A 13,577-nucleotide genomic window follows, 5' to 3' on the forward strand; every position below is an offset into this window, starting at 1 on the left:
AGGAGTGGAGGAGTTCTGCTTGCGGCGGTTTCGGGGAGAGCGGGTCAGGGCCACTTCCCGTCTCGTTCATCCGGCCCTTGAGGTGTCGGTCCGGATCGGGGCGCGTTCCCCGGTGCTGCCGTAGGCGCCTCGGATCACGCGTAGGGCGACCCCGGGGGTGAGGAGCCGCTCAGGGGGATCGACCAGGCCGATCACTCTCAAGAAGGCCTCGGCGAGTCTCGGGTCGTGGTGCGCCGCGTAGCGCAGGCGGTCCAAATAGGCGTTGACGAACCGGACCAGGGGTGTGCGTCGCCCTGGCACCTCGGGAAAGGCGAGGTCCCCGCCGACCGCGATCGACCAGGCGGGTTCCAAGGCGCGGGAGGCGGCCCGGAAATAGGAGCGGGGCGAGAACGCGTTTCCTCCGGCGAGCTGCTCCCCCAGGACCCGCGCCTGGACCGCCGCCATGGTCATGCCCTGGCCGTAGACGGGATTGAAGGTGCACAGGGCGTCGCCCACCACGGCCAGTCCAGCGGGCAGGCGCCGCAACCGTTCGTACCTGCGTCGGACGCTGGCCGGGAAGCGGAAGGTGACAGCTTCTCCCAGGGGTTCGGCGTTCCTGATGGCCTCGTGGACATCCGGCACGGGCAGGGAACGGGTGTACTCCAGGAAACCCGACAGGTCCGCGGGCGGGGTCTCGCCCAGCACCCCGGTCAAGGACACGCCGCACAGGTCACCTCCCAAAGTGGTCAGGAAGGCGCCCCGGGGGTGCTTGGGCGTGGCGACGGGGTTGACGGACACGTCCGTGCCGAAGGCGTCGGTGCGCAGCCGGAACCGGCGGGTGGTGTAGGTCAGACCGATCTTGACGCTGTCCACGGGGACCCGTCCATAGCCCATCGACTCCAGCCACACGGGGGTGCGTGAGCCCCGGCCCGTGGCGTCGACGACGAGGTCCGCGGGCAGGACCTCTTCGGGGCCGCCCCCTCTGGACTGGACGCGGACCCCGGTGATCCTGGCGCCCGCGTCGTCGTGCTCCAGGGACACGATGTCGGTGTCCTGACGGAACTCCGTGTTGGGCAGGCGCTCCACCCGCGAGCGCACATGGCTCTCCAGGACGGCCCGGTCACCGCCGACCACCATCAGGCCGGTACGCGTCGGCGCCAGCCGACGCCCGTTGAAGAACCAGCGCAACTGTCCTCCGAGGTCCCCCATGGGGACGCCGGCGTCGAGCATGTCCTGGGTGAGGCCGGGGATCAGGTCCTCGGCCATGAGCTGGCCGCTCGCGAGGAGTCCGTGCACGTGGTGCCCCTGGGGAACCCCGCGTCGGGGAAGGTTCGTTCCGATCACCTCGTCCCGGTCCACCAGGACGACCCGCGGATAGGAGCGGGCGAGAACGTGAGCGGCGAAGAGCCCGGCGATGCTCGCGCCGAGCACCACCGCGGTCCCCTGCCTTGTTCCGTGCATCTTGTCCATCCCCCCAGGAGGTTTCTTTAACGAAGAACAGGTATTCCCCGCTTCTCTGCTCAATCGAATCTCGCACCCGGTCAGCGGATCCCGCATCTTCGAAATTGCGGTCACCGATGTGATCGGGAATTATCCGGGCGGGGCAATCGAGAAGACGTAATACAAACATCTGGGCAGTGACGATGAGCACGCATCAACATTCGGGTTTCTGCCCGAGGTTCAGGAGGAATACAACCATGCCCCGAGAAACGACGGCTCGGCACCGGGAGCTTCCCGGAGACGGGGAGGCGGTGTCCGCCCGGATCCTGGCCGAGGCAGGAGTCCGGGAGGACCCGAAGTACTTCCGCGACTTTCCCAGCGACGAGGAGCGGGAGGTACTGACCGTCCCGCAGTTGATCCAGGGCGCGTGGCTGGAGAACGACGCGGACTTCTTCGCCTCCGTCTTCACTCCGGACGGGAGCCTGCTCATCCAGGACGAGGAGCTGGCGGACCGGGAGGAGATCCGCGCGTTCATGGCGTCCGGTTTCGCCGGCCCCCTGCGCGGCGCGCACGTGTCGGGCTGGCCGCTCGCAATGCGATTCCTCGGCCCCGACACGGCCCTGGTCGTCACCCAGGGCGGAATCGTCCGCAACGGTGAGGAGGACGTGGCTCCCGAGCGGGAGATCCGGGCGGTGTGGGTGATCGTGCGCCGGTCGGGGCGCTGGCGCCTGATGTCCCACCAGAGCAGCCCGATCCGGGGATGAGCCCCGGAGCCGACACCGATCAGCTGAAGGGAAACAGGATGACGATGAACAGCCCGACCGAGGACGGTGTGTTCTCCCCAGAACGGCCGTCCCCGGCCCGCATGTACGACTACTTCCTCCACGGCACCAACAACTTCCCCGTCGACCGGGCCGCGGCCGACCAGGTGATCGAGAAGCTGGGATCCACCCTGACCCGCTCGGTGGTCTGGGAGAACCGGAACTTCCTGGTCCGTGTGGTCCGCCACCTGGCCGCCGAGCACGGTATCCGCCAGTTCATCGACGTCGGTGCGGGACTGCCCAGTGTCGACAACACCCACCAGGCAGCACATTCGGTCGACCCGAAGGCCCGTGTCCTCTACGTGGACAACGATCCGATCGTGGCCGCCCACGGTGAGCGGCTCCTGGAGGGTTCTGAGGGCAGGGCCAAGATTCTCACCGCGGACCTGCGGGACCCGGATTCCATCATGGACAGCCCGGTGACACAGAAGCTGATCGACTTTTCCCAGCCGGTGGGGCTGCTCTTCATCGCGGTCTTCCACTTCATCAGGCCGGAAGAGGACCCACACGGCCTCATCGAGCGGTTTCGGTCGCGGCTCGCCCCGGGGTCGTTCGTCGCGCTGTCACACCTGTCCACCGGAGAGTCCCCGGAGCAGGAGCAACGCCTCATGACGGAGACCTACCGCAATTCCCCGGCCCCGATGGTCTACCGGACCCCCGAAGAGATCGGCTCGCTGTTCGACGGATTCGAACTGCTGAGCCCGGGGCTGGTGGCCCCGGGGCTCTGGCGCCCGGACGCGGGGGCGGGCGAGTCCACCAAGCGCTTCCTGAGTGCGGTCGGTCGCGTCTCCTGACCCCTCCTCCGCCCCCTTCAACGAGTTGGAACGGACCCATGAGAGTCGTTTTCTGTCTTTGGCCCAATGCCGCCCACCTGTACCCGCTCGTCCCCCTCGCCTGGGCCCTCCAGGCGGAGGGGCACGAGGTCCGCGTCGTCTCGCACCACGCGCTCCAGGAGAAGACCGTCGCCGTCGGGCTCCCCGCAGTCTCGGTCGGCAACCCGGACATGATCCCCATGGGCCCGGGAAACCCCTACCCCGAGGAACGGCGCCAGGTCGCAGAACTCACCGAGGCGCTGGCCCCCACCGGGGACGAGCGGGACCCCTGGGACGTGTTCACCCACTTCATGCTGCCCTCGATCTGGGATTTCTCCCCCGTCGAACCCGCTGATGAGGACCGCTTCCGTGCTGTGGACGACCTGGTCGCCTTCGCACGGGACTGGAAGCCCGACCTGATCCTGTGGGACCCGTGCTTGCCGATCGGAGCCGTGGCCGCCGCGGCGAGCGGAGCCGCCCACGCCCGACTGCTCTGGGGCCAGGACTACTTCGGCTGGAGCAGGAACCTGTTCCGTTCGCGCCAGGACGCCGACTCCGGCATCACCGGGGAGGAGCCCCTGGCTGCCTCGGTGGGTCCGAGCGCGCGGCGCCACGGTGTCGCGGTGGACGAGGAACTGCTCCTGGGCCAGTGGACCCTGGACCCGCTTCCGGAGGCGATGCGGCTGCCCACCGGTGTGCCCGCCGTTCCGGTCCGCTGGGTACCGTACTCCGGGCAGGCCGCGGTGCCGTCGTGGTTGCGGCAGAGCGGCGACCGACCGCGTGTCGCCCTGTCCCTGGGCCTGTCCCAGCGCATGTACCTCAAGGGCGGTTGGGGCCACGTCCCCGCCCTCCTGGAAGCGCTCGGCGGGTTGGACGTGGACGTGGTCGCGACCCTGGACGCCACACAGCTGGAAGGCGCCTCGGTCCCATCGAACGTCCGGGCTGTGGACTACCTCCCGCTGAACCAGCTCCTTCCCACCTGTGACGCGATCATCCACCACGGGGGCGTCGGCACCTTCGCGGCCGCAGCCGCGATGGGGACGCCGCAGCTGATCACGGACTCCGACGACGAACACGGAGTGACCGCCGCGGCCGGAGAAGGGATGGAGGCGTCCAAGCACGTCGAGTCCTCGATCACCGCCGAATACGTCACCTCCCGGGACGCGGGGCTGCGTCTGGACCATAGGACACAGACCGTGGAGGACATGCGGGAGAGTCTGCGCCGGGTGTTGAAGGACCCCGCCTTCCGTCGGGGCGCCGACCGCGTCCGAGCCGAGATCCTGGCGTCCCCTGCCCCGTCGGCTGTCGTCGCGGCCCTGGTCGAACTGACCGGACTGTACAAGGGCACCCCATGATCAACGTGTTCCAACCGGCCCTGGGCCCGGACGAGCTCGCCGCCGTCGCGTCGGTGTTCGAGGACTCCTGGCCCGGGCTCGGCGAGCGGACCACCGCCTTCGAGGCCGCCTTCGCCGAACACCTGGGGGTCGATCCGCGCACCGTGCTGTTCGTCAACTCGGCGACCGCGGGCCTCTTCCTCGCGGTGGAGGTCCTGGGGCTGGGCCCCGGAGACGAGGTCGTACTCCCCAGTGTGAGTTTCGTCGGCGCGGCGAACGCCGTCTGCTCGGCGGGGGCACGGGCCGTCTTCTGCGACGTGGACCCCCGCACCCTCAACCCCACCGCGGAGGACGTCGAACGCGCGCTCACCGACCGCACCCGGGCAGTGATGCTCCTGCACTACGGAGGCCTGCCCGGCGACGTGGAGCGGATCGCCGCGATGTGCGAGGCACGCGGCGTGCGACTCGTGGAGGACGCGGCGTGCGCCGTGGCCTCACGGGTCGGCGAGCGCGCCTGTGGGACCTTCGGCGACGTCGCGGTCTGGAGCTTCGACGCGATGAAGGTCCTCAGCACGGGTGACGGCGGCATGGTCGTGGTGCGAGATCCGGATGCGGCTGACCGGGCTCGGCGACTCGCCTACCACGGCCTGCGCCACCAGAGCGGCATGAGCGCGTCCCGCTCGGTCTCGCGCCGGTGGTGGGAACTGGACGTGGAGGCCTTCGGCCGACGTGTGGTGGGCAACGACCTGACCGCGGCGATCGGCCTCGTGCAGCTGAGGCGACTGCCCCAGTTCGTTGCGCGCAGGCGCGAGATCGCCTCCTTCTACGACCGGGCGCTCTCCGGTGTGGAGGGCTTGGAGGGCCCGCCCCCGGTGCCGGAAGGACACACCTCGTCACACTACTTCCACTGGGTGCGGTTGGAGCCCGGAGAACGGGACCGGGTGGCGGCCGACCTCTTGGAGCGGGGCGTCTACACCACGTTCCGGTACGCGCCGCTGCACCGGGTACCCGCCTACGGGGCGCAGGGGGTCCGGCTGCCGGGCGCGGAGGAGGCTGCGGAGCGGACCCTTCTGCTGCCTCAGCACCAAGGGCTCTCCGACGGCGACGTCAAACACGTGGCCGAGGAACTGGTCTCCTCTGTCACGGGGCGACCCGAGGCGAAGGGGGGCAGGCCATGAGGGCGCTCATCCTGGCGGGCGGGTCCGGGTCACGCATGCTCCCGCTCACCCACACGCTACCCAAACAGCTGCTACCGGTCGCCGGGCTCCCGGTCCTGGAGTACGCGGTCCGGAGCGTGCGAGACCTGGGGATCGTCGACATCGGGGTCGTCACCGGCGAGGGCGCTGACCTCGTCCGGCACGAACTCGGGGACGGCTCCGAGTTGGGGGTGCGGATCACCTACATCCACCAGGGGCAGCCCCGGGGCCTGGCCGACTGCGTTCGGATGGCCCGGGGCTTCCTCGGGGAGGAGGACTTCGTCCTGTTCCTGGGGGACAACCTCCTCCCGGAGGGGATCGGTGGGCTCGCCGAGGAGTTCGCGGCCCGCGGGTCGGACGCCCACGTGGCGGTGCAGCGGGTAGCGGACCCGAGTGCCTTCGGCGTCGTGGAGACGGGAGAGGACGGCAAGGTCATCCGCCTGGTGGAGAAGCCCAGGGAACCGATGGGGAACCAGGCCGTCATCGGTGTCTACTTCTTCACCCGCGCCGTCCACGAAGCCGTCCGGGCCATCGCTCCGAGCCGTCGCGGGGAGCTGGAGATCACTGACGCGGTGCAGTGGTTGCTCAAGCGCGGCTACGGCGTGACCGCGAGCGAGTACACGGGGTACTGGGCCGACGTGGGCCGCCCGGAGGACGTCCTGGCGGCCAACCGCCATGTCCTGGGCCTCCTCGATTGCCCGTTTCCGCAGGACGGCGTCGACGAGTCGAGCAGGGTCACCGGCCCGGTACGGCTCGGCCGGGGCGCGAGCATCGTGCGGTCCACCGTGCGCGGGCCGGTGTGGATCGGCCCCGGAACCGTGGTGGAGGACTCTGCTGTGGGGCCGTGGACGTCGGTCGGCGGGGGCTGTTCGCTCTCCGGAGCGGACCTGGCCGACAGCGTGGTCCTGAACGGCGCCAGGGTGTACGGCCCCGCGCCGCTGCGTGGCTGCCTGATCGGCGCGGACTCCACGGTCCGGTCCCGGCCGGGTCCCGCTGGCGGACACCGGTTCGTCGTCGGGGACCACACCCGCATCGAGCTGGGCATCTGAGGCAGCAAGCACACGATTGGAAGGGACAGGGTGCCCCGTCATGGGCGAGTCGAAGACCGAGATCCTCAATGCCGTTCGGGCCTACCACCGGCAGGAGGAGGGATCCGGGGCGTTCGTCCCTGGAGAGACCGAGATATGGCCGTCCGGAGCAGTTCTGGACGCCGATGACCGGGCCGCCTTCGTCGAGGCCGCGCTCGACATGCGCATCGCCTCGGGGAGCAGCGCACGCAAGTTCGAGTCGGCACTCGCACGCAAGGTCGGCGTGCGCAAGGCGCACCTGACCAACTCCGGCTCCTCCGCGAACCTCCTCGCGGTCACCGCGCTCACGTCGCACCAGCTCGGTGAGCGGGCCCTCGTGCCGGGCGACGAGGTGGTGACCGTGGCCGCGGCCTTCCCCACCACGGTGAACCCGATCCTCCAGAACGGGCTCGTCCCGGTGTACACGGACATCGAACTCGGTACGTACAACACCACGGCCGAGCGGGTGGAACGGGCTATCGGGCCGCGTACCCGGGCGATCGCGATCGCCCACACGGCGGGCAACCCCTACGAGGTGGAGGAGGTCGCCCGAATAGCGGCCGATCGGGGCCTGTTCCTCATCGAGGACAACTGCGACGCGCTCGGGTCCCGCTACAGGGGCAGCTACACCGGTACGTTCGGGCACCTCGCCACAGTGAGTTTCTACCCCGCCCACCATCTCACCATGGGCGAGGGCGGCTGCGTGCTGACCTCCGACCTGACGCTGTCGCGGATCGTGGAGTCCCTGCGCGACTGGGGACGCGACTGCTGGTGCCCTCCCGGGCAGAGCAACACGTGTTTCAAGAGGTTCGACTGGCAGATGGGTGAGCTCCCCGAGGGCTACGACCACAAGTACATCTACTCACACGTGGGATACAACCTCAAAACCACCGACACCGCGGCCGCACTGGGCCTGTCCCAGCTCGGCAAGATGGACGGCTTCTGCGCGGCCCGGCGCGCCAACTGGGCGCGGCTCCGCGAAGGTTTGGACGGAGTACCACACCTGCTGCTGCCCGAGGCGACCGCCGACAGCGACCCCAGTTGGTACGGATTCGTCCTCACCGTCACCGACGACGCCCCCTTCGACTCAGCCGACCTGGTCGGCTTCCTGGAGGACCGCAGGATCGGCACCCGGCGCCTGTTCGCGGGGAACCTCCTGCGCCACCCGGCCTACACGAACCGGCCCCGCCGTCTGGCGGAGCCCCTGGTCAACAGCGACAAGGTCATGGAAAGCACCTTCCACCTGGGTGTCTACCCCGGCCTGACCGAAGAGATGATCGACTACGTCGTCTCCTCCGTCAAGGAGTTCGTCGCATCGCGGCGCTGATCCTCCCACAGCGCCCCGGTGGAGTCGCGGCCTCCGGCGCGGGCGCCCCCACACACCACACCACACACGAGGTAGACCATGCGTTGGAACACCTTTGACAGACGCCCCACCGTGGCGGTGATCGGCCTGGGTTACGTCGGATCATGCCTCACCGGGGTCCTCTCGGACCGGGGGCACGACGTCATCGGCGTCGACACCGACACGACACTGGTGAACGAGCTCGCGCGCGGGCACTGCCGCTTCCGCGAGGAGGGGCTCCCGGAGAGCCTGGCCAGGGGGCTGGAAGCGGAACGCGTGCGTTTCCTACCCGATCAGAGAGCGGTCGGAGAGGCCGACACGGTGCTCATCACCGTGGGGACACCGGTGCGTGAGGACGGTTCCCTGGCCGTCGACCAGCTCGCCCGGGCCTGCGACGAACTCAGCCGTCACCTCAGGCGAGATCAGCTGGTGATCGTCAAGAGCACAGTCCCCCCGGGAACCACTTCGGGTCGGGTCCGCGCCTGCCTGGAGCGCTCCGGACTGGTCGCGGGTGAGGACTTCGGCCTGGCCTTCGCCCCGGAGCGCCTGGCTGAGGGCACGGCGATGCGCGAACTCAGGGAACTCCCGATGGTCGTGGGCGGTCTGGAGGCGCAGAGCACACGTGCGGCCGCCGATTTCTGGCGCCGGGGCCTGGGAGTCGAGGTCATCACTGTCGGCTCTCCCGAGGCGGCGGAGATCGTCAAACTCGCCGACAACTGGTGGATCGACCTCAACATCGCGATGGCCAACGAACTGGCCCGGTACTGCGAGCTCTTCGGGGTGGACGCTCATGAGGTCATCCCCGCCGCGAACACCGTGCCCAAGGGGTCGGGGACGATCAACGTGCTCACGCCCAGCGTGGGGGTGGGCGGTTCGTGCCTGACCAAGGACCCGTGGATGGTGTGGCACTCCGCCCGTGAGCGGGGCCTGGAGCTGGGTACGCCTGTGGCCGGGCGGGAGGCCAACGCCGCGATGCCCGACCACGCCGCGGACACCGTGCTCGCCGAACTGGAGCGTATGGGCCACCACCGAGAGGGGAACCGGGTCGCGGTCCTGGGCTTGTCGTTCAAGAACGACACGGGCGACCTTCGCGAGACGCCGGCCCTCCCGTTCGTCACCCACCTGGAAAAGGCCGGCACGGACGTGGTCCTGTTCGACCCCCTCGTCGATCCGGGGGAGGCTCTGAGGGTTTTTGGCCGTGAGCCAGCCCCCTCCCTGAAGGCGGCGGTGGCCGACGCGGACTGTGTCGCGGTCCTGGCCTACCACCGGGAACTGGCGGCGGTGGACCTCACCGCCCTACCGGTCCCCCGCCCCTGCCTGTTCTTCGACGGTCGTGCGCACCTGCCCCGCGAGTACGTGGAACGCCTGCGCGCCTCCGGGTTCGTGTACCGCGGGATCGGGAGGTAGACATGTCCGCAAGCACGCACGCGGTCGTCACGGGCGGTGACGGGTTCATCGGACGGCACCTGGTGGCTCGCCTCCTGGAGCAGGGGTGCGGGGTCACCGTCCTGGACCGGGCCACGGGTGCGCCGTCCCCGCCGGAGAGCGCCGGGGCGGCCAGGATCCACGGGGACGTGCGGGATCCGGACCATGTGGCCCGCGCGATCCGCCGGGGCGTGGACGTCGTGTACCACCTGGCCGCCGTCGTGGGCGTCGACCAGTACCTGGCCAGGCCGTTGGACGTCATCGACATCAACTTCACCGGCACCCGCAACGTCCTGGAGGCCTCGGCCCGGGCGGAGGCCAGGGTGGTGATGGCCAGCACCAGCGAGGTATTCGGCAAGAACCCGTCCGTCCCATGGTCAGAAGACGACGACAGGGTGCTCGGGGCGACCTCACGCGCGAGGTGGAGCTACGGGACGAGTAAGGCCCTGGCCGAGCACCTGGCCTTCGGTTTCGCCTCCCAGCGCCGTCTGCCGGTGTCGATCGTGCGCTACTTCAACGCCTACGGGCCGGGCCAGCGGCCCGCCTACCTGGTGAGCCGCCTGGTGCACCGGGCGCTGAACGGCCTCCCCCTGACCGTGTACGACGGTGGTCGTCAGACCAGGTGCATGACGTTCGTCGCGGACACGGTAGAGGCGACGCTGGCTGCGGGCACCGCCCCGGCCGCGCTCGGCGAGGCGTTCAACATCGGCAGTCACCGGGAGAACACCGTGTCCGAGGTCGCCGCTCTGATCAGCGAACTCACCGGGGGGACCGTGCCTGTGCGCGGCGTGGACACGGGTGCCGGCCTGGGCACGGAGTACGAGGATCTCGGACGGCGGATTCCCGACACCGCGAAGGCGCGCAAGCTCCTGGGCTGGGAGTACCGAACCCCGCTGCGCGAAGGACTGGAGAAGACCATCACCTGGGCGCGGTCCGCACCCGAGTGGCTGGACCGGCCGGACACGGGTGCGCAGTAGCGCCCCTCGGATCACCCCTGGCGATGAGCGCCGTACAGAAAGAGGAGCCCGACATTGGACACCACGATCGAAAGGCCCGGAGGGACCACCTTCCGGGGTCGTCCCGTGACCCTGCTGGGAAGGGGGGTACGTGTGGGCGAACAGGCGCCCGACTTCACCGCCGTGGGCCCCGACATGGAGGCTGTGGGGCTTTCCTGGGCCCCGGACACCGTGCGGGTGCTGTGTTCCGTGCCGTCGGTGGACACCCCGGTCTGTGACCGGCAGACCCGTTTCCTCGGTACCGAGATAGCCGCTCTGCCCGGTGCTGAGCTGTTGACCCTCTCCGTGGATCTGCCCTTCGCCCAGCGGCGCTGGTGCGGGGCCTCCGGGCTGGAGGGGATCGTCGCCTCGGACCACCGGGACCTCTCCTTCGGCCTGGCCTACGGGGTGGCCGTCAAGGAACTGCGGTTGCTCTCCCGAGCCCTGTTCGTGGTGGACGCCGGGGGCACGGTGCGGCACGCGCAGTACGTGGACGCGTCCGACGGACCCGCCGACCACGAGGCCGTGTTGAAGGCCGTACGCGACTGCCTGTAGGCAGCGGATTCGGGTGCGGGCCCGCGGCAATGGCGCGGGCCCGCACCCTGATGTCCGGACCCCGAAGCCACCGCACCCGGCGGCCGTCCGCCTCGGGCAGACCACGAAGGAGGGGGCGGTCCTGGACCGCCCCCTCCCATCCGTTCACGGCTCCTCGGTCAGGCCACAGGGCTGGACTGGTAGGAGAACAGCCGCCACTCACCGTCCCGGCGCACGGAGATCCACACCGTCCTCGACCGGTACTCCGCCGAAGGGGACTCCTGGCCCTCCCTGGCGAGCCCGCCCTCGGTGACGACGACCGCGGTCCCCTCGTCGAGGAAGCGCATGTCGATGGGACTCTCCACCAGGCGGGTGCCCTTGTAGGCGCCGGACAGCGCCTCAGTCATCGCCGCACGGATCTCCTCGCGGCTCGTGTACTGGTCGTCCCCCAGGAGCAGGCTGCCCTCGTCCACGAAGACGTCTGCCAGCGCGTCGGCGTCTCCTGCCTCCCATGACGCCCGGGCGCGGAGGACCGCGCTCAGGGCGGCACCCTCCTCACCGTTGGGGAAGGGTCCGTAACTTCCGGCCCACTCCTTCGCCTGGGCGACGAGCGAGGCGGCGTCGTTAGCCATCGGTGTTCTCCTCTCCCGGCCGCTCGGCCGGACTCTGCGGTGGTCTTGGTACGCGGCCTGCTACCAGCGGAGGGTCGCGCCTTCGCCGCGGGGGCTGTTCTGGTAGGCGGCGAGCTTCCACTGCCCATCCCTACGGACCAGGACCCAGGTCGAGCGGACGGCCAACTCGGGATCGATCTCGGTCTTGCCCGGGGCGAGGATGCCGCCGTGAGTGCGCAGCAGAGCGACGTCGTCGGCGGCGAAGCGCACGTCCACGGGCTTTCCGGTTACTCCGGTCCCCTTGAACGGCCCCGCGTACGCGGCGGTCATGAACGCGCGGATCTCCTCGCGGTTCTTCTTGTAGACGTCACCGGGGAGGATCATGACGCCGTCCTCGACGAAGGTGTCGGCGACCTTGTCCCCGTCGTTCTCCGCCCAGGCGGCGACCAGCTTGAGGGGGACGCCCAGGACCTCCTTCTCACGGTCGGAGGTGAAGGGGCCGTAGTAGTCGTCCGTGCTCGCGGACTTGGTTGGTGCCTTGGTCGACACGGGTACCTCCATGATCGTTTCGCTCTCGATCCGGATACGGCCCGCCCCCGTCCCGGGGACCGGACCTTTTCCGTTCCCCCATTTTCTCCGCGAAACGGAAACCGAACGTCTCCTGGATTGTGCTGCTGCCACGCGTGGAAATGGGCCGTCTGACAGCCGCAATGGAGAAGTCGTTTCGCGCGGGAAAAGGTGCGATTCTCCGAAGAGCCCCGGTCCTTCCGTGTGAACGCAAACCGTGCGGAAGGCGGCCGGACCCCAAAGCTGGAAGGAGCGACCGGTGCAGAACACCCCGGACCGAGAAGAGCTCGTCAAGCGCGCGCGGGCCGTGCAGCCCCTCGTGCGCAGGCACGCGCCCTGGCAGGAGGAGAACAGGAGGCTGCACGACGAGGTGGTCGAGGCCCTCGACGAGACGGGCGTCTTCCGTATGCGCGTACCGGCCAGGTACGGCGGCTACGAGTCGGACGCCCTGACCATGGCGGAGGTCGCTGCCGCGCTGGCGCACGCGGACGGCGCCACCGCCTGGACCGCGTCCGTCTCGTGGATCCCCACCTGGATGGTCGGCATGTTCCCCGACCACGTACAGGAGGAGGTCTTCTCCACTCACGGCGGACGCGTCTGCGGAACCCTCAGCCCCAGCGCCATGGCGGAGCCCACCGAGGGCGGCTTCACCGTGAACGGCCGCTGGGGATTCATCAGCGGGGCCCCGAACAGCCACTGGCAGGAGGTCATCGCGCTGGCCCCGACACCGGACGGCGCGGACCGCTACCCCGTGGTGGCCCTCGTGCCCATGTCGGACCTGCGGATCATGGACGACTGGCACGCGGTGGGGCTCCGGGGCTCCGGGAGCGTGAGCACCGTGGCCGAGAACGTCTTCGTTCCCGCCGAGAGGGTGCTCCCCCTCATGTCCGTGTTGAAGGGCGAGTCCGCCTCTGAGGCCAACCGCGAACTGCCGATGTACCGGGCGCCCCTGCTGGCCGTGGCGGCCGCCGCGTCGGTGGGAACGCCGACCGGCCTGGCCGAGGCGGCGCTGGAGCTCTTCCTGGAGCGTGCCGGGGAGCGCGGCATCACCTACACCGACTACGCACGGCAGGTCGACGCACCGATCACCCACCTGCAGGTCGCGGAGGCTTCCCTGAAGACCGATCAGGCGCGTTTCCACGGCGAGCGCACCGCACGGCTGCTCGACGGCAAGGGCGCGTTGGGAGAGGAGTGGTCGCTGCGGGAGAGAGCCCGCTGCCGGGTGGACGTGGCAGCCGTGTGCAAGCTGGCCAAGGAGACGGTGACCGTCCTCGGTGAGGCGAGCGGCGGCCGGTCCGTGTACACCGACGTTCCGATGCAGCGGATCGTTCGTGATGTCGGCGCGCTCAACCTGCACGCGCTGATGTACCCCGAAACCGGCTTCGAGCTCTACGGACGCGTGCTCTGCGGGCTCGAACCCAACACCCTCTACGTCTGACGACGAGTCTCCC

At 69.6% G+C, this 13,577-nt stretch carries 13 protein-coding genes; 10 read left to right on the top strand and 3 right to left on the bottom strand.

What is annotated here, in order from left to right; translation table 11 throughout:
- Window positions 1-66 precede the first annotated feature (66 nt).
- Entirely contained in the window at window positions 67-1,449 is a 1,383-nt protein-coding gene (locus tag HNR07_RS10005; RefSeq protein WP_184364533.1) for an FAD-dependent oxidoreductase, read from the bottom strand.
- Window positions 1,450-1,676: 227 nt separating this feature from the next.
- On the opposite strand from HNR07_RS10005, the gene HNR07_RS10010 reads away from it, so the two are divergent.
- The 9 genes from HNR07_RS10010 (at window position 1,677) to tpx (ending at window position 10,969) form a co-directional block, all read left to right on the top strand.
- Window positions 1,677-2,183, top strand: coding sequence for an SgcJ/EcaC family oxidoreductase (locus tag HNR07_RS10010; protein WP_184364534.1), 507 nt, complete (start codon window positions 1,677-1,679; stop codon window positions 2,181-2,183).
- Between the two features lie 38 nt (window positions 2,184-2,221).
- Window positions 2,222-3,034: an SAM-dependent methyltransferase gene (locus HNR07_RS10015; protein ID WP_246420225.1), complete on the top strand. Its 813-nt coding sequence runs from the start codon at window positions 2,222-2,224 to the stop codon at window positions 3,032-3,034.
- A 38-nt stretch (window positions 3,035-3,072) separates the two neighbouring features.
- Window positions 3,073-4,407: a nucleotide disphospho-sugar-binding domain-containing protein gene (locus HNR07_RS10020; protein ID WP_184364536.1), complete on the top strand. Its 1,335-nt coding sequence runs from the start codon at window positions 3,073-3,075 to the stop codon at window positions 4,405-4,407.
- On the top strand, window positions 4,404-5,564 hold the full coding sequence (locus tag HNR07_RS10025) for a DegT/DnrJ/EryC1/StrS family aminotransferase (RefSeq protein ID WP_184364537.1): 1,161 nt from the start codon (window positions 4,404-4,406) through the stop codon (window positions 5,562-5,564). The genes HNR07_RS10020 and HNR07_RS10025 overlap by 4 nt, the downstream gene beginning before the upstream one ends.
- Window positions 5,561-6,631, top strand: a complete 1,071-nt coding sequence (locus HNR07_RS10030; protein WP_184364538.1) for a glucose-1-phosphate thymidylyltransferase — start codon at window positions 5,561-5,563, stop codon at window positions 6,629-6,631. Before HNR07_RS10025 ends, HNR07_RS10030 begins: the two co-directional genes overlap by 4 nt.
- Before the next feature lie 40 nt (window positions 6,632-6,671).
- Entirely contained in the window at window positions 6,672-7,976 is a 1,305-nt protein-coding gene (gene rfbH / locus HNR07_RS10035) for a lipopolysaccharide biosynthesis protein RfbH (RefSeq protein WP_184364539.1), read from the top strand.
- A 78-nt stretch (window positions 7,977-8,054) separates the two neighbouring features.
- Entirely contained in the window at window positions 8,055-9,401 is a 1,347-nt protein-coding gene (locus HNR07_RS10040; protein WP_184364541.1) for a nucleotide sugar dehydrogenase, read from the top strand.
- A gap of 2 nt (window positions 9,402-9,403) precedes the next feature.
- Window positions 9,404-10,396 (top strand): NAD-dependent epimerase/dehydratase family protein, encoded by a 993-nt coding sequence (locus tag HNR07_RS10045; protein WP_184364542.1) that lies wholly within the window; start codon window positions 9,404-9,406, stop codon window positions 10,394-10,396.
- 54 nt (window positions 10,397-10,450) lie between these two features.
- Window positions 10,451-10,969, top strand: coding sequence for a thiol peroxidase (tpx, locus tag HNR07_RS10050; protein ID WP_184364543.1), 519 nt, complete (start codon window positions 10,451-10,453; stop codon window positions 10,967-10,969).
- 158 nt (window positions 10,970-11,127) lie between these two features.
- Here the strand turns inward: tpx and HNR07_RS10055 are convergent, their stop codons facing one another.
- Together HNR07_RS10055 and HNR07_RS10060 are read right to left on the bottom strand one after the other, a co-directional pair.
- Window positions 11,128-11,580, bottom strand: coding sequence for an SgcJ/EcaC family oxidoreductase (locus tag HNR07_RS10055; RefSeq protein ID WP_184364544.1), 453 nt, complete (start codon window positions 11,578-11,580; stop codon window positions 11,128-11,130).
- 60 nt (window positions 11,581-11,640) lie between these two features.
- The gene (locus HNR07_RS10060; protein WP_312893719.1) at window positions 11,641-12,108 is read right to left on the bottom strand and encodes an SgcJ/EcaC family oxidoreductase; all 468 of its coding nucleotides are present in this window, start codon (window positions 12,106-12,108) and stop codon (window positions 11,641-11,643) included.
- A gap of 277 nt (window positions 12,109-12,385) precedes the next feature.
- Between HNR07_RS10060 and HNR07_RS35880 the strand changes: the two genes are divergently transcribed.
- Window positions 12,386-13,564 (top strand): acyl-CoA dehydrogenase family protein, encoded by a 1,179-nt coding sequence (locus HNR07_RS35880; RefSeq protein WP_184364547.1) that lies wholly within the window; start codon window positions 12,386-12,388, stop codon window positions 13,562-13,564.
- Window positions 13,565-13,577: the final 13 nt, after the last annotated feature.

This window comes from Nocardiopsis metallicus, assembly GCF_014201115.1.
In the GTDB taxonomy this organism is placed as follows: domain Bacteria; phylum Actinomycetota; class Actinomycetes; order Streptosporangiales; family Streptosporangiaceae; genus Nocardiopsis; species Nocardiopsis metallicus.